The sequence below is a fragment of the Streptomyces sp. NPDC101237 genome, from assembly GCF_044767465.1.
GTDB lineage: Bacteria > Actinomycetota > Actinomycetes > Streptomycetales > Streptomycetaceae > Streptomyces > Streptomyces gramineus.
Genome location: NZ_JBIWNY010000002.1, coordinates 91,993 through 107,617, shown reverse-complemented (window position 1 = coordinate 107,617; position 15,625 = coordinate 91,993). Strand labels below are relative to the sequence as shown.

Annotated in this window: 16 protein-coding genes; 4 read left to right on the top strand and 12 right to left on the bottom strand. The window is 71.9% G+C overall.

The features are described from left to right. Positions 1-20: 20 nt before the first annotated feature. Both ACIRQ9_RS03385 and ACIRQ9_RS03380 read right to left on the bottom strand, forming a co-directional pair. Positions 21-1,799 (bottom strand): serine/threonine-protein kinase, encoded by a 1,779-nt coding sequence (locus tag ACIRQ9_RS03385; protein ID WP_404166680.1) that lies wholly within the window; start codon positions 1,797-1,799, stop codon positions 21-23. A gap of 42 nt (positions 1,800-1,841) precedes the next feature. Continuing rightward, positions 1,842-2,690: a menaquinone biosynthetic enzyme MqnA/MqnD family protein gene (locus ACIRQ9_RS03380; RefSeq protein ID WP_404166677.1), complete on the bottom strand. Its 849-nt coding sequence runs from the start codon at positions 2,688-2,690 to the stop codon at positions 1,842-1,844. Positions 2,691-2,983: 293 nt separating this feature from the next. Between ACIRQ9_RS03380 and ACIRQ9_RS03375 the strand changes: the two genes are divergently transcribed. Together ACIRQ9_RS03375 and ACIRQ9_RS03370 are read left to right on the top strand one after the other, a co-directional pair. Then, complete coding sequence (locus tag ACIRQ9_RS03375) at positions 2,984-3,187, top strand: cold-shock protein (protein ID WP_003992177.1); 204 nt, start codon at positions 2,984-2,986, stop codon at positions 3,185-3,187. A 151-nt stretch (positions 3,188-3,338) separates the two neighbouring features. After that, positions 3,339-3,977 (top strand): class I SAM-dependent methyltransferase, encoded by a 639-nt coding sequence (locus ACIRQ9_RS03370; protein WP_404166674.1) that lies wholly within the window; start codon positions 3,339-3,341, stop codon positions 3,975-3,977. An 18-nt stretch (positions 3,978-3,995) separates the two neighbouring features. On the opposite strand, the gene ACIRQ9_RS03365 is transcribed toward ACIRQ9_RS03370, so the two are convergent. After that, positions 3,996-4,865, bottom strand: a complete 870-nt coding sequence (locus tag ACIRQ9_RS03365; protein ID WP_404166671.1) for an NmrA family NAD(P)-binding protein — start codon at positions 4,863-4,865, stop codon at positions 3,996-3,998. A 90-nt stretch (positions 4,866-4,955) separates the two neighbouring features. Here ACIRQ9_RS03365 and ACIRQ9_RS03360 point away from each other — a divergent pair, with 90 nt between their 5' ends. After that, a complete protein-coding gene (locus ACIRQ9_RS03360) occupies positions 4,956-5,684 on the top strand; it encodes a TetR/AcrR family transcriptional regulator (protein ID WP_404166669.1) in 729 nt (242 codons plus the stop codon). A gap of 106 nt (positions 5,685-5,790) precedes the next feature. On the opposite strand, the gene ACIRQ9_RS03355 is transcribed toward ACIRQ9_RS03360, so the two are convergent. Further along, positions 5,791-7,701: an AMP-dependent synthetase/ligase gene (locus ACIRQ9_RS03355; RefSeq protein WP_404167506.1), complete on the bottom strand. Its 1,911-nt coding sequence runs from the start codon at positions 7,699-7,701 to the stop codon at positions 5,791-5,793. Positions 7,702-8,064: 363 nt separating this feature from the next. Between ACIRQ9_RS03355 and ACIRQ9_RS03350 the strand changes: the two genes are divergently transcribed. Further along, positions 8,065-8,913 carry a MaoC family dehydratase gene (locus tag ACIRQ9_RS03350; protein WP_404166666.1) on the top strand — a complete coding sequence of 283 codons (849 nt, stop codon included), beginning with the start codon at positions 8,065-8,067 and terminating at the stop codon, positions 8,911-8,913. Between the two features lie 13 nt (positions 8,914-8,926). On the opposite strand, the gene ACIRQ9_RS03345 is transcribed toward ACIRQ9_RS03350, so the two are convergent. The 8 genes from ACIRQ9_RS03345 to ACIRQ9_RS03310 form a co-directional block, all read right to left on the bottom strand. Next, positions 8,927-9,565, bottom strand: a complete 639-nt coding sequence (locus ACIRQ9_RS03345; RefSeq protein WP_404166663.1) for a TetR/AcrR family transcriptional regulator — start codon at positions 9,563-9,565, stop codon at positions 8,927-8,929. Between the two features lie 38 nt (positions 9,566-9,603). Continuing rightward, on the bottom strand, positions 9,604-9,903 hold the full coding sequence (locus ACIRQ9_RS03340) for a DUF4229 domain-containing protein (RefSeq protein WP_404166660.1): 300 nt from the start codon (positions 9,901-9,903) through the stop codon (positions 9,604-9,606). Positions 9,904-9,978: 75 nt separating this feature from the next. Continuing rightward, positions 9,979-10,503, bottom strand: coding sequence for a GNAT family N-acetyltransferase (locus ACIRQ9_RS03335; protein WP_404166656.1), 525 nt, complete (start codon positions 10,501-10,503; stop codon positions 9,979-9,981). Between the two features lie 185 nt (positions 10,504-10,688). Then, entirely contained in the window at positions 10,689-11,852 is a 1,164-nt protein-coding gene (gene mqnE, locus ACIRQ9_RS03330) for an aminofutalosine synthase MqnE (protein WP_093499805.1), read from the bottom strand. An 82-nt stretch (positions 11,853-11,934) separates the two neighbouring features. Continuing rightward, the gene (locus tag ACIRQ9_RS03325; protein ID WP_362647513.1) at positions 11,935-12,390 is read right to left on the bottom strand and encodes an Lrp/AsnC family transcriptional regulator; all 456 of its coding nucleotides are present in this window, start codon (positions 12,388-12,390) and stop codon (positions 11,935-11,937) included. Between the two features lie 60 nt (positions 12,391-12,450). Beyond that, positions 12,451-13,095, bottom strand: coding sequence for a UbiX family flavin prenyltransferase (locus ACIRQ9_RS03320; protein ID WP_404166652.1), 645 nt, complete (start codon positions 13,093-13,095; stop codon positions 12,451-12,453). Between the two features lie 126 nt (positions 13,096-13,221). After that, entirely contained in the window at positions 13,222-14,124 is a 903-nt protein-coding gene (gene mqnP / locus ACIRQ9_RS03315; protein WP_404166650.1) for a menaquinone biosynthesis prenyltransferase MqnP, read from the bottom strand. Further along, a complete protein-coding gene (locus ACIRQ9_RS03310; protein WP_404166647.1) occupies positions 14,121-15,578 on the bottom strand; it encodes a menaquinone biosynthesis decarboxylase in 1,458 nt (485 codons plus the stop codon). The genes mqnP and ACIRQ9_RS03310 overlap by 4 nt, the downstream gene beginning before the upstream one ends. Between the last annotated feature and the right edge of the window lie 47 nt (positions 15,579-15,625).

The window sequence follows — 15,625 nt, the reverse complement described above, 5'->3', positions numbered from 1 at the left end:
GGCGGCCGTGGGACGGGGGCTCAGTCCCCCGTCCTCGACATCACCGACACCGGGTTGCCCTCCGCCGAGCTGTCCGAGGTGTAGAGGAGTTCGCCGTCGCTCGGGGTCAGGTACACGGTGACGGGGTCGGGGTCGCAGCCGTCGTGGTTGCCCTCGGCGCCCTTCGAGGTCGCGACGATCTTCTCGGCGGTGACCGATCTGAGGGTGAGGACGTCCGTGCAGACCCCGCCCAGCTGGTCGGTCTGGCGCAGCCGGCCCAGCTCCTGGCCGGTCCTGGCCTGCCGGACGGTGACCCGGAAGGTGCCGACGGGCAGGTTGCCGTCCAGGGCGGTGGCGGAGCCCTCCCAGGTACCCAGGTAGGCGGCCGGGACGGGCCCGCCCGCCGACCCGGACGGCGAGGCGGATGGCGAAGAGGACGTAGCGGACGACACCGACGACGAGCCCGTCGGCGAGGTGCCGGCGCCGCTGCTCGGTCCGCCGTCGTCGCCGAGGTACGGCCGCAGCAGGAACCCCGCGCCGACGGTCACCGCCGCCAGCGCTCCGGCGACCGCGAGCGCCACCGTGCAGCTCACCCGCCGCCCGCGCCCGTCCTCCCCCGCCGGCACGGCGGTCGCGGCCACGCTCACCGAGACCTTTTCCGGCGGTACGGCGTCCCGGGGCTCGGGTACGGCCGCGGGCGGCACCGCGGGCGGCGGCCCGAACACCCCCGCCATCGCGGGAACACCCGCGGGGACGCCCGTCGAGGCACCCGCGGGGACGCCCGTCGAGGCACCCGTGGGAACGTCCGTCGAGGCGCCCCCGGGGACGTCCGTCGAGGCAGCCGCGGGCGCCTCCCGCGACGGCGCCCCGAGCGCCACCGTCCCGGACGCCGCCACCGCGGCCTCCGCCGCTCCCGTCGCTCCCGTCGCCTCCAGGTTCAGCACCGCCACCGCGCTCCGGCTGACCCGCTCCACCAGCGGCCCCGGCAGCCAGCCGCCGGACATCAGCCGGGCGGCTCCCTCCGGGGCCAGCCGACGGGCCACCTCGGCGGGGGCCGGCCGGGCCGTCGGGTCCTTCGCCAGGCAGGCCTCGGCGACCTCGCGCAGCTCACCGGCCAGCGCGCCGAGTTCGGGTTCCTCGTGGACGACCTTGTAGAGCAGGGCGGCGGAGGAGTCGCCGGGGAAGGGCGGTGCGCCGTTCGCGGCGAACGCCAGCACCGCGCCGAACGAGAAGACGTCCGCGGCACCCGTGACGCCCTTGCCGAGGATCTGCTCGGGCGACATGTATCCGGGCGAGCCGATGGAGACGCCGGACGACGTGAGCGAGGCGGTGCCGTCCGTGGCGCGCGCGATGCCGAAGTCGATCAGCAGCGGGCCGTCGAGGGTCAGCAGCACGTTGGACGGCTTCACGTCCCGGTGCACCAGGCCCAGTTCGTGGACGGCGGCCAGCGCCTCGGCGAGGCCGGCGCCCAGGGCCCGTACCGTGTGCGCGGGCAGCGGGCCGCCGTCGACGACGGCGGCGGTGAGGGACGGGCCCGCCGCGTAGGCGGTGGCGACCCAGGGCACCGGCGCCTCCGGGTCGGCGTCCAGGACGGACGCCGTCCAGGCGCCGCCGACCCGGCGGGCGGCGGCCACCTCCCGGCGGAAACGGGCCCGGAACTCCTCGTCCAGGGCGAAGTGCGGATGCACGATCTTCACCGCGACGGACCGGCCGCCGGCCGAACGGCCCAGATAGACGCGGCCCATGCCGCCGGAGCCGAGCCGGCCGAGCAGCCGGTACGGCCCGACAACCGTTGGTTCGTCACCCGCGAGCGGCTGCATGTCCCCACCCCCCAGTAAGTCCGGGCAGCAGCCTATTGCCTGTCAGGCCTGAAGCAGATCGACCCGCACGTCCGCCGCGAATCCGGTCGTCGGGCCGACCCGGCGGGCGAACTCCTCGACGGCGGCCAGCTGCGGCGCGCCGAAGCTGAAGTCCAGGGTGGTGAAGTACTGGGCCAGGGTGGCCTCGTCGAAGGCCTCCCAGCGGGCGGCCTGTTCGGCGACCTTGGCGACCTCCTCCAGGGAGAGGTTGCGGGAGTCGAGGAAGGCGCCGTGCACCTCGCGGGTGAGGTGCGGCTCGCGCTCCAGGTAGTCGCGGCGCGCCGCCCAGACCGCGAAGACGAACGGCAGGCCCGTCCACTCCTTCCACAGCGCGCCGAGGTCGTGCACCTGGAGGCCGTAGCGCGGGGCGTCCAGCAGGTTGGCGCGCAGGGCCGCGTCGCCGATGAGCACCGCCGCGTCCGCCTCCTGCATCATCAGGCTGAGGTCGGGCGGGCAGGTGTAGTACTCGGGCTGGACGCCGTAGCGGTCGGCGAGCAGCAGCTGGGCCAGGCGGACCGAGGTGCGCGAGGTCGAGCCGAGGGCGACCCGGCGGCCGTCCAGCCGGTCCAGCGGGACCTGCGAGACGATCACGCACGACATCACCGGGCCGTCGCAGCCGACGGCGATGTCCGGGAAGGCGACCAGGTCGTCGGCGTTGCGCAGGAACTCCACGAGGGTGATGGGCCCGATGTCGAGGTCGCCGCGCACCAGCTGCTCGCTGAGCTTCTCAGGGGTGTCCTTGGTCAGCTCGAAGTCGAGGAGGGTGCCGGTTCTCGCGAGCCCCCAGTAGAGGGGGAGGCAGTTCAGGAACTGGATGTGGCCGACGCGCGGCCGGGTGCGAGAATTGTCCACATCGCGAGACTAGACCCCATGAGGTACGGTGCTGAGACCGCCCTGACGTCAACCCACTTCCGAGGCCGTTCAAACGTCCGGGTGACGTGATCTTGGCCTCTGTTGCTTTCGGCTGCCCACATGCTACGCTCGCCGCAAGTTGCAGTTTGGTTTCCCTTGCAGTACAGAGCCTGCGGAGCATGTAACCGCAGGCTCTCGTCGTTTTCAGACGTATGCAGTTGTGCGGCACTTAGCTTGTTTTCACACTTGCAGGTTCTGGAGCAGGGCGACCCTTTTGGGCCCAAGGAGGGCTTATGGCTACCGGAACCGTTAAGTGGTTCAACGCCGAAAAGGGCTTTGGCTTCATTGCCCAGGAGGGCGGCGGCCCGGACGTCTTCGTTCACTACTCCGCGATCAACGCGAGCGGCTTCCGCTCGCTCGAGGAGAACCAGCAGGTGAGCTTCGACGTCACGCAGGGTCCGAAGGGCCCGCAGGCGGAGAACGTCACCCCCGTCTGATCTCACTGATCCAGACACCCACAAGTCTGATCTCAGACTGAGTGCAGTACCCAAGGAGCCCCGCGCCTTCCGGCGACGGGGCTCCTGCCCTTTTCCGGGGCCCGGCCGGGACGGAGGGCGTTGTCAGTGGCGGCCGCTAGCGTGCCGCGCCATGACTGCCGATTTCCTAGCCGCCACCCGCACCTTCTACGACACGGTCGCCGAGGACTACGCCGACCACTTCCGTACCGATCTGGCCGACCGGCCGCTGGAGCGGGCCCTGCTGGCCGCGTTCGCGGAGCTGGTCGGCGAGGGCGGCGCGGTGGCCGACCTGGGGTGCGGGCCCGGCCGGGTCACCGCGCGGCTGGCCGGCTTCGGTCTGTCCGTCTTCGGGCTCGACCTGTCCGAGTCGATGCTCGCCGTCGCCCGCCGGGAGAACCCGGACCTGCGCTTCCTCGCGGGCTCGATGCTGGACCTGGACCTCGCGGACGGCGCGCTGGACGGGGTGCTGTGCTGGTACTCGTCCATCCACACGCCCGACGACCGGCTGCCGGCGCTGTTCGCGGAGTTCCACAGGGTGCTGCGGCCGGGCGGGCGGCTGCTGCTCGCCTTCCAGGCGGGGGACACGGACCGGCGGCTGACGGATCCGTGGGGGCATCCGGTGGCACTGGACTTCCGGCGGCGGCAGCCGGAGGCCATGGCGGGACTGCTGGCGGAGGCGGGCTTCACGCTCCACTCCCGCACGGTGCGGGAGGCCGACGCCGTGCTCGGCGAGAGCAGCCCGCAGGCCTTCCTGACGGCGACCGCCTGACGCGGACGGCCGCCCCGCTCAGCCGCCGGTGAGCTGGTCGCGCAGCAGTTCCCGCACGCTCACCGGTTCGCGGCCGATCAGCTTCGCCAGGGTCGGGTCGGCGGTCGCGAACTCGTGCTCGCGGGCCGCGGCGAAGATGCTCAGCAGGTGGCCGGCGGTCTCGTCCGGGACACCTGCCGACACCAGCCGGGCGCGGAACACGTCGTCCGGCGCGGTGGTCCTGGCGACGGCCCGGCCGGTGACGTCGGCCGCGGCGGCGGCGAGGTCGGCGAACGTCAGCGCCTCGGTGGCGGTGAGCGGTGGTGTCGGGCCCTCGAAGCGGCCCTCGTCGGCGAGGATCACGGCGGCCGCCTCCGCCAGGTCGGCGTGGGCCGTCCAGCAGACCGGTCCGTCGGCGGGCAGGGCGACCTCTCCTGAGGCCAGGCCCTCGGCGAGGAAGTGCAGTCCGCTGGCCGCGTGGAAGCCGTTGCGCAGCGAGGTCCAGGCGACGCCCGAGGCGGCCAGGGCCTCCTCCGTGGCCGCGTGGTCGCGGCAGGCCTGGAAGCGCGAGGTGGGGCTCGCGCCCATCTGGGCGGTGTAGACGATGCGGCGGGCGCCCGCGGCGACGGCCGCGTCGATGGCGGTGCGGTGCTGCCGTACGGTCTCCGCGCCCATCCGGTCGACGGAGACGATCAGGATCTGGGACGCGCCCTCGAAGGCGTGCGCCAGGCCGGCCCCGTCGGTGAAGCTGCCCCGCCGCACCCGCACCCCGCGGTCCGCGAAGGACCGCGCCGTCGCCTTGTCCGGGTCGCGCACGCTGACGCCGACGCGCTCGGCCGGTACGCGGTCCAGCAGCCGCTCCACGATCTGGCCGCCGAGCAGTCCGGTGGCTCCGGTCACGATGATCACGATGTCCTCCAGGACGTCGATATCGATGGAAACACGTGAAGCGTAACACCGATACTAACGGCGGAACCACGTGCGCGATATCGTTGATTCATGGCCTCCGGTTCACGTGACACGACCCCCGCCGCCTCCGGCTCCGCCGCGGACACCCGGCAGCGCGTCATCGACGCCGCCATCGGTCTGCTGGAGCGCGAGGGGCGGGACGCGGTCACCACGCGGGCGGTCGCCGTCGCGGCGGGGCTGCAGCCTCCGGCCCTCTACCGGCTGTTCGGCGACAAGGAGGGCCTGCTGGACGCGGTGGCCGAGCACGGCTTCGCCACGTTCCTCGCGAGCAAGCACGTCGTCCCTGATCCGGAGGACCCGATCGAGGACCTGCGCGACGGCTGGGACCTGGCGGTCCGGTTCGGTCTGGAGAACCCGGCGCTCTACTCGCTGATGTACGGCGACGCCACGCGCGCGGAGTCGGCCGCCTTCCGGACCGGGCTCGGCATCCTGAAGGGCCGGGTGCGGCGGCTCGCGGTGGCCGGCCTGCTGCGGGTGGGCGAGACCCTGGCGGCCAACGTCATCCACGCCACGGCCCGCGGTGCCGTCCTCACCTGGCTGTCGATGCCGGAGGCCGAGCGCGACCCGGCCCTGCTGACCACCCTGCGCGAGGCGATGGTCACCGCCGTCACCGACGAGAAGCCCGCCGTGCGCACCGCGGGCCCGGCCGGCGCCGCCCGCGCCCTGCGCGCCGGCCTCGCCGACCGCCCGACCCCGCTCACCACCGCCGAACAGCACCTCCTGACGGAGTGGCTGGACCGCCTGGCGGACGACGCGTGACACCGGTCCGGGCGGTGCCGAGGGCCCCCGGAGCCAGGGCCTGTCTGGCCGTTCCCGTCTGCCGCGCTCCGGGCGACGACGGGAACGGCCAGACAGGGCAATACACCTAGCGCTCCTTCGTGTAGAGGCCGTCGATCTCCGCCGCGAAGTCCTTCATGATCGCCTCTCGGCGGAGCTTCATCGACGGTGTCAGGTGGCCCGCCTCCTCGGTGAAGTCGACGGGCAGCATCGTGAACCGGCGGATGGACTCGGGGCGGGAGACCAGCTTGTTGGCCTCGTCGACGGCCCGTTGCAGGATCGCCCGCAACTCCAGCTCGTCCAGGAGGAGTTCGGGGGGCACCGGGTGCTTGCCGTTCATCTGGCGCCAGTGGGTGAGGCCGTCCCGGTCCAGGGTGATCAGCGCGCTGACGTAGGGCAGTCCGTCGCCGACCAGCATCACCTGGGAGATCAGCGGATGGGAGCGGAGCCAGTTCTCCAGCGGCGCCGGGGCCACCGACTTGCCGCCCGCCGTGATCAGCAGTTCCTTCTTGCGGCCGGTGATGGTGAGGTAGCCCTCGTCGTCGAGTTCGCCGATGTCGCCGGTGGCCAGCCAGCCGTCCCGGGTCGCCGGGACGACCCCGCCGGCCTGCGGGTCCCAGTAGCCGCGCAGCACGTGGTCGCCGGCGAGCAGGATCTCGCCGTCGGCGGCGATCCGCACCTTGGTGCCGGGCATCGGCCAGCCGACCGTTCCGAGCCGGGGTTTGAGCGGCGGGGTGACGGTCGAGGCCGCGGTGGTCTCGGTCAGGCCGTAGCCCTCGTAGATCTCGATGCCGGCGCCGGCGTAGAACGCGGCGAGCCGGCGGCCCAGCGGGGAGCCGCCGCAGATGATGTGCCGGACCCTCCCCCCCATGGCGTGCCGGATCCGCCGGTACACCAGCGGGTCGTAGACGGCGCGGGCGGTCTTCAGGGCGCGGCCGGGGCCGCTGCCGGTGCCGGTCTGGCTGGCCTCCAGGGCCTCGCCGTACCGCCGCGCTATCCCCGTGGCCCGGTCGAAGACCGCGACCCGGCCGCCCGCCTCCGCCTTCGCACGGGCGGAGTTGAAGACCTTCTCCAGCATGTAGGGGATGGTCAGCAGACAGGTCGGCCGGAAGGCGGCCAGGTCCGGGAGGAGGTCTTCCGGGCGGAGGCTGGGCGCGTGGCCGAGACGGACCCGCGCGCGGATGCAGGCGATCGCCACCATCCGGCCGAAGACGTGGGACATGGGCAGGAAGAGGAGGATGGAGACCTCCTCGTCCTTGCGGGCCTTGAAGATCGGGTAGAGGAGTTCGATCGCGTTGTCGACCTCGGCGAAGAAGTTGCCGTGCGAGAGCGCGCAGCCCTTGGGCCGGCCGGTGGTGCCCGAGGTGTAGATGAGGGTGGCGATGGTGTCGGGGCCCAGCATGCCCCGCCGTACCCCCACTTCGGCGTCCGGGACGTGGCCGCCGGCCTCCGCGAGCCGGTCCACGTGTCCCTTGTCCATCACCCAGAGGTGGCGCAGGTCGGGCAGCCGGTCCAGTTCGGGGCCGAGCGCGGCGGCCTGCGCGGAGGTCTCGGTGACCAGGGCGACCGCGCCGGAGTCGTGCAGGATCCAGCGGGTCTGGAAGACCGAGGAGGTCGGGTAGACCGGGACGGTCACCAGGCCCGCGGCCCAGGCGCCGAAGTCGAGGAGGGTCCATTCGTACGTCGTCCGCGCCATGACGGCGATCCGGTCGCCCGGCATCAGTCCTTCCGCGATGAGCCCTTTGGCCACCGCGAGCACCTGCGCGGCGAACTCGGTGGCCGTCACCTGTTCCCAACGGCCCTCGCCGTCGGCCGACTTGCGGCTGAGGACGATCGTGCCGGGGCCGGCCTCCGCGTTCTCGAACGGCAGGTCGGCGAGCGAGCCGTGCCGCACCGGCGGCGCGAACGGCGGGACGGACGCCTCCCGCACCACACCGTCCAGCCGCTGGACGAGGGGTTCGACCAGGATCGGCTTCCCGTCGTAGTCCGTGGCCTGGATCGCGGCGCCCGGGGAGAGGGGGACGGCGTGCTGGAAGGACGAAGTGGACACGGGGCGGCTCCTCGGGCGTGCAGCGGTGAACTGCTTGCTGCATCACGTACGTGCCTCGTGCGGCGAGGCGTTCACCGGCGCCGGCCCTCGGGCAGGGGTTACCGGCGGTTAGGTCTGGAGATCGTACGGGGCCGCTGTGGCGGGGGTGTGGGGTTTCGGGGATGGTCCGGGGCCGGGCCTGTGCAATCCCGGAGGGTACGTGAGGGTCTCTCACGTTAGGCCCCACTTCCGGACCTTGCCCGCCGTGACGTAGCCTTACCTTCGGTAACATTACTTCAGAGTCAGTAGTTCGGGCGAGACCGGGGGACGCACATGACGGACATCGTCCTCGGCGGGACGCCCGCCCTCGGGCCGCTGCTGGCGCGCGGCGCGCTGCGGTCGCCCTTCAAGAAGCCCGCCGCCGCCTCCTCCTTCCCGCACGCCCGGCTCGTGCTCCCGGCCGTCCGCGCCGACGTCGGCAGGCTCGCCGCCTACGAACGCGTCTGCGGCTTCGGCACCGGCGAGGACGGACTGCCGGTCACCTATCCGCACGTCCTCGGGTTCCCGCTGGCCATGCGGCTGATGAGCGAGCGCGAGTTCCCGCTGCCCCTGCTGGGACTCGTGCACACCCACCTGGAGATCTCCCGGTACGCGGTGATGCCGGCCGGCGCGGCGTACGAACTCTCCGTCCACGTGGCCGGGTTGCGTCCGCACCGGCGGGGCACCGAGGCCGTGCTCGTCACCGAGGTGCGGGACGCACAGGCCCTGGTGTGGGAGTCGCGGAGCAGGTACCTGGCCCGGCACCGGACCGCGCGGACGGCCGGGGCCACCGCCCGGCCGGAGGAGCGGGCGCCGCTGCCCGCCGTCGCCGAGTGGCGGATCGCCGCCGACGTCGGACGGCGGTACGCGGCCGCCTCCGGGGACCGCAACCCGATCCACCTGCACCCGCTCACCGCGCGGCTCTTCGGCTTCCCGCGGGCCGTCGCCCACGGCATGTGGACCGCGGCCCGGTGCCTGGCGGCCCACGGAGTGCCGGAACGGGCGCACGTGGAGGCGGAGTTCCGGGCGCCGGTGCTGCTGCCCGCGACGGTCGGCTACGCGGCGCGGGCGGGACGGTTCGAGCTGCGGGGCCCGGCGGACCGGGTGCACGTGACCGGTGGTGTGCGGCCGCTTCCCGGCTGAGGGCGGACGCCGGTCAGGCGTCGGCCCAGGGCCTGCCCTCCATGAGGCCGCCGAGGCCGGCCCACGCGAAGTTCATCAGGGTCGTCGCCGCCTCGCGCGCGGTGACACCGGGAGTGACGTTCGCCCAGGCGGCGAGGGACTCGGCGGCGCCGACCAGGGCTTCGGCGAGCCCCGCCACCTCGCGCTCGGGCAGGTCGGGGTCGCGGCGCGCCTCGCGGGCGGCGACCACGATGAGCTGGGTCACGAACTCCACCAGCTCGGTGCGCATCGCGGCGACCTCGGAGGCGAACCGCTCGCCGTGCGTGCGCGCCTGGAGGTGCAGTACGGACCAGCCGTCGGGGTGTGCGGCGGTGTGCGCGAAGAACGCCCGGAGGCCGTCCCAGAGCTGGCGGTCGGCGGGCAGGTCGCCATGTACCCCGCCGCGGACGGCCTCGGTGAGCGCCTTCGCCTCACGGCGGATGCACGCCGTGAACAGGTCGTCCTTGGAGTTCAGGTACAGGTACACCAACGGCTTGGAGACACCTGCGAGTTCGGCGATCTCGTCCATCGAGGCGGCCATGTAGCCGCGCTGCCCGAAGGTCCGCACGGCGGCGTCCAGCATCTGCTGCTCCCGGACCGCCCGTGGCATGCGTCTGGTCTTCACGGCACCCATGGGCAAAGCCTACGGGCGGCCGGACGCGCGGGAGTCGTTCAGGAAGAGGTCCGGGGCTGCGCCGCCTCGTCGACGACCTCGTCCTCCTGGCTGCGGCTGGCCTCGATGTTGGCCTTCATGCGGTCGACCCGCCGCGAGACCTGGACCGAGGCGCGGTCCCGCTCCTTGCGCAGCACGACGAAGCTGATCGGCGCCGACAGGACCAGGGAGAGCAACAGGACCCACAGGAGGTTGGAGTCCCCGAAACCACGCGGGAACGCGCCGGCGTAGACCAGGCCCCAGACGACCAGGAAGCAGCCCGCGAAGATACCGAGGCGCATCAGCGTGTAGCGGAGCATCTCAATCCAGTCTTCCGATGACGAAAAGGGGCACCGCCCAGTGAAGCACGGGCCAGGGCCGATCTTGCAGCGGGGTCAGCCGAGCGGCAGCAGCATGGTGATGTCGTCGCGGTCGTCGCCCGGCGCCACCCGGATCGCGCCGGGGACGCGGCCGACCTCCCGGTAGCCGCAGGAGCCGTAGAACGTCTCCAGGCCCTGGCCGCCGCGGCAGGTGAGGCGTATCGCGGCCGTGCCGTCGAAGCCGCGGGCCGCGTCGGCGGCGGCCGCGAGGAGGTCACGGCCGTAGCCCTGGCCCTGGTGCTTGGGGTGGACCATCACCGTGTACAGCCACACCCAGTGCTTCATGAGGCGGTGGGTGTTGAAGGAGAAGAAGGCGGTGGCGGCGACGTTGCCGGCCTCGTCGTGGCCGACGAGCAGCCGGGTGCGGCCCTCGGCCATGGCGGCGAGGTGCTTGACCAGTTCCGGGCGGATCTCCTCCTGGGTCACCGGGGCGACGAACCCCACGGAACCGCCGGCGTTGGACACGTCCGTCCACAGGTCGAGGACGCCGTCGCGGAGGGCGGGAGTGACCGCCGGGTCCAGGGTGAAGGTAAGGGGCATGGCGGGATGCTATCCCTTACCCCAGGAGGGGTGCGACGACTATGCGCCATGCGGACAGGGGTGCCTGGTCGGGTGCGGGTGCGCGGGGGCCGTTCGCGCAGCTCCCCGCGCCCCTGAAGGGGCGCGGGGAGGAACTGCGCGACGGGCCACGCGGCACCCGCACCCGAGTACGCGCCCGGCGTCGCTCACACCCGCATCGGCTGCGGCGACTCCCGGCGGGCCGGGTCCGGGCCGTCGTACTCGCGGATGATCTCGTAGCGCGTGTTGCGCTCCACGGGCCGGAAGCCGGCGTCGCGGATGAGGTCCAGCAGGTCCTCGCGGGTCAGCTTGTTCGGCGTGCCGTAGTTGTCCGCGTCATGGGTGATCTTGTACTCGACGACCGACCCGTCCATGTCGTCCGCGCCGTGCTGAAGCGCCAGCTGCGCGGTCTGCACGCCGTGCATGACCCAGAAGACCTTGACGTGCGGGACGTTGTCGAAGAGGAGCCGGGAGACCGCGAAGGTCTTCAGCGCCTCCGCGCCGGTCGCCATCTGGGTGCGCGCCTGGAGCCGGTTGCGGACCTTGCCGTCCTTCATGTCCACGAAGTCGTGCTGGTAGCGCAGCGGGATGAAGACCTGGAAGCCGTTCGTCTCGTCCTGCAGCTCGCGCAGGCGCAGCACGTGGTCGACGCGGTGGCGGGGCTCCTCGATGTGGCCGTACAGCATGGTGCACGGGGTCTTCAGACCCTTTTCGTGCGCCAGGCGGTGGATCCGCGACCAGTCCTCCCAGTGGGTGCGGTGGTCCACGATGTGCTGCCGGACCTCCCAGTCGAAGATCTCCGCGCCGCCGCCGGTCAGCGACTCGAGACCGGCGTCGATCAGCTCGTCGAGGATCTCGGAGGCCGACAGGCCGGAGATCGTCTCGAAGTGGTGGATCTCGGTGGCGGTGAAGGCCTTCAGCGAGACGTCCGGCAGTGCCGCCTTCAGCTCCCGCAGCGAGCGCGGGTAGTAGCGCCACGGCAGGTTCGGGTGCAGCCCGTTGACGATGTGCAGCTCGGTGAGGTTCTCGCCCTCCATCGCCTTGGCGAGCTTCACCGCCTCCTCGATGCGCATCGTGTACGCGTCCTTCTCGCCCGGCTTGCGCTGGAACGAGCAGTACGCGCAGGACGCGGTGCACACGTTGGTCATGTTGAGGTGCCGGTTGACGTTGAAGTGGACGACGTCACCGTTCTTCCGGGTGCGCACCTCGTGGGCGAGACCCCCGAGCCAGGCCAGGTCGTCCGACTCGTACAGCGCGATGCCGTCCTCACGGGTCAGCCGCTCACCGGCTCTGACCTTCTCCTCCAGCTCGCGCTTGAGCCCGACGTCCATGCCCACACCTCTCTACGACGACTTCGACAACCGTACGCCCCCGCCCTTCGGGCAGGATCGGCCCCCATACGGCCCTTCGGGCCTACACCTCTTCGGGAAGTTCCCCGACCCGGTTCTCCCACTTCGTGGACAGCACGACGGTGGTGCGGGTCCGGGAGACGCCCTTGGTCCCGGACAGCCGCCGGATGGTCTTCTCCAGGCCGTCCACGTTCGTCGACCGCACCTTGAGCATGAAGGAGTCGTCGCCGGCGATGAACCAGCAGTCCTCGATCTCCGGCAGGTCCCGCAGCCGCTGCGCCACGTCCTCGTGGTCGGCCGCGTCGGAGAGGGAGATGCCGATCAGGGCGATGACTCCGAGGCCGAGCGAGGCGGCGTCGACGGTGGCGCGGTAGCCGGTGATGACACCGGCCGCCTCCAGCCGGTTGATGCGGTCGGTGACGCTGGGTCCCGACAGCCCGACGAGCCGCCCCAGCTCCGCGTACGAGGCCCGGCCGTTCTCCCTCAGGGCCTGGATGAGCTGCCTGTCCACGGCATCCATGCGATCGAAGCCTTCCACTGAAAGTTCCCGAAGTAGATGAGAGGTGGTGCAGGGGTACCGCTACGTGCTCGCGCCGCCGAGGTCGCCCTCCCAGCGGCGGTACAGCCGGTGCCCCACACCGGCCGCGTCCAGCACCCGCCCGGCGACGAAGTCCACCAGGTCCTGGATGTGCGTCGCGCCCGCGTAGAACGCCGGCGAGGTGGGTACGACGACGGCCCCGAAGTCGTCCAGGGTGACCAGGTGGCGCAGGGTCTGGCCGTTCAGCGGGGTCTCGCGCACGGCGACGACCAGCGGCCTGCGTTCCTTGAGGTTGACGCTGGCCGCCCGCTGGAGCAGGTCCTTGGAGAGCCCGAGCGCGACCCCGGCGACGGCGGCGGTGGACGCCGGCACGATCAGCATGCCCTTGGTCCGGTACGACCCCGAGGACGGTCCGGCGGCCAGGTCCCCGGCGTTCCAGTACCGCACCGCCGTCAGGTCCGCCTGGAAGGTCCCGGGCTTGCCGTCGGCCCCGCGGCCCAGCCATTCCCCCAGGTCCTCGCGCCAGTGCGCGTCCCGGAAGGAGATCCCGGTCTCGTCCAGCAGGGTGAGCCGCGAGGCCCGGCTGACCACCAGGTCGACGCTTTCGCCCGCCGCCAGCAGCGCTCGCAGCACCGCGGCCGCATAGGGCGTTCCGGACGCCCCGGACACCCCCACGATCCAAGGCACGCGCTGCGTTTCTCCTGCGTTCACACCTTGAGCGTACCGGCGCACCGACCGAGGTTCAGGCCGGGTGGGGTGCCTCGGCCCCGGCGCGGGGGCCGAGGGCGTCCACCGGGAGGCCGCCGGGCTTCCTCAGGGGGTCAGACCGCGCACGAGGAGATCCAGCAGGGCGCACACGAAGAGGGCAATGCCGATGAACCCGTTGACGCTGAAGAAGGCGCGGTTGAGACGGGAGAGGTCGTGCGGGCGGACGATGGTGTGCTCGTACACGAAGGCGCCCGCGACGATCACCAGCCCCAGCCAGAAGAACGCGCCGGCGCCGGTGGCGAGCGCGTACCAGACGAACAGGCCTGTCGTCACCGCGTGGCACACCCGCGCGCCCCGGATGGCGGCCGGGATGCCGAACCGGGCCGGGACGGACATGACGCCGATCTCGCGGTCGGTCGTCACGTCCTGGCAGGCGTAGATCAGGTCGAAGCCGCCGATCCAGATGCCGACCGCCAGGCCGAGGATCACCGCGTCCCAGGACCACTCGCCGCTGATCGCCAGCCAGCCGCCGATCGGGCCCATGGCCTGGGCGAGACCCAGGATGGCCTGCGGGAAGTTCGTGAACCGCTTGCCGTAGGGGTAGACCACCATCGGGATCACCGCGACGGGGGCGAGGGCCAGGCAGAGCGGGTTGAGCAGGGCGGCCGAGCCGAGGAAGACCGCCACCGCGATCAGCGCGCCGGTCCACGCGTGCTTCACGCTCATCGCGCCGGTGACCAGCTCGCGGTGGGCCGTGCGCGGATTGCGGGCGTCGATCTCGCGGTCGATGATCCGGTTCACGGCCATCGCGAAGGTGCGCAGGCCCACCATGCAGATCGTGACCAGGAGCAGCCGGCCCCAGTGGATGTTCTCGTCCCGCTCGTACATCGCGGTCAGCGCGGCGATGTAGGCGAAGGGCAGGGCGAAGACCGAGTGTTCGATCATCACCAGCCGCAGGAAGGCCTTCGTGCGTCCCGGCTGCGGGAGCGCTGCGGAAGCGGAGCTCACAGTCCGTACTCCTTCCAGCGGCGGTCGACGGTCGCCGCCGTTTCGGGGTCGGACAGGACCATGTCCGGCCAGCCCCCGTCCCTGGTGTAGCCCTCCTCGGGCCACTTCCTCGTCGCGTCGATGCCCGCCTTGCCACCCCAGAACTGCTGGTAGGAGGCGTGGTCGAGGTGGTCGACGGGGCCTTCCACGACCGTGAGGTCACGGGCGTAGTCGGTGTTGCCGAGGGCCCGCCAGGCGACCTCGTGCAGGTCGTGGACGTCGCAGTCGGAGTCGACGACCACGATCAGCTTGGTGAGGGACATCATGTGCGCCCCCCAGACCGCGTGCATCACCTTCTGCGCGTGCTTGGGGTACTTCTTGTCGATCGAGACGATCGCACAGTTGTGGAAGCCGCCGGCCTCGGGGAGGTGGTAGTCCACGATGTCCGGGACGATGATCTTCAGCAGCGGGAGGAAGAAGCGCTCGGTGGCGCGGCCGAGGGGGCCGTCCTCCGTCGGCGGGCGGCCGACGACGATCGACTGGAGGAGGGGACGCTTGCGCATCGTCACGCAGTCGATCTTCAGCGCGGGGAACGGTTCCTGCGGGGTGTAGAAACCGGTGTGGTCGCCGAAGGGGCCCTCGGGCAGCATCTCGCCGGGCTCCAGCCAGCCCTCCAGGACGACCTCGGCGTTCGCCGGCACCTGGAGCGGGACCGTCTTGCAGTCGACCATCTCGATCCGCTTGCCCGCGATGAACCCGGCGAACAGGTACTCGTCGATGTCACCGGGCAGCGGTGCGGTGGAGGCGTAGGTCACGGCCGGCGGGCAGCCGAAGGCGATCGCGACGGGCAGCCGCTCGCCCCTGCGCGCCGCCACCTGGTAGTGGTTGCGGCTGTCCTTGTGGATCTGCCAGTGCATGCCGATGGTGTTCCGGTCGTGCCGCTGGAGGCGGTACAGGCCGAGGTTGCGGATGCCGGACTCGGGGTCCTTGGTGTGGGTCAGGCCCAGGTTGAAGAAGGAGCCGCCGTCCTGCGGCCAGGTGAACAGGGCCGGCAGCTGGTGCAGGTCGACGTCGTCGCCGTGCAGGACCACCTCCTGGACCGGCGCGTGGTCGGCCTTCACCTTCTTCGGCGGGACGTGGGCCATCGCGCCGAGCTTCCCGAACGCCTCGCGGACGCCGACGAAGCCGTGCGGGAGTTCCGGGCGCAGCAGCCCGCCGATCTTCTCGGAGATCTCGCCGTACGACTTCAGCCCGAGGGCCTTGAGCAGGCGCCGGTCGGTGCCGAAGACGTTCATGGCCAGCGGCATGCTGGAGCCGCGCACGTTCTCGAAGAGCAGCGCCGGTCCGCCCGCCTTCTGCACCCGGTCGACGATCTCCCCGACCTCCAGGTACGGGTCGACCTCGGCCTTGACACGCTTGAGGTCTCCCTCACGCTCCAGTGCCCGGAGCAGGGAGCGAAGATCGTCGTAAGCCATGCCTCCCAGTATCGGCCACCGGGGACGGCCGCCCGGTCACCACCCCC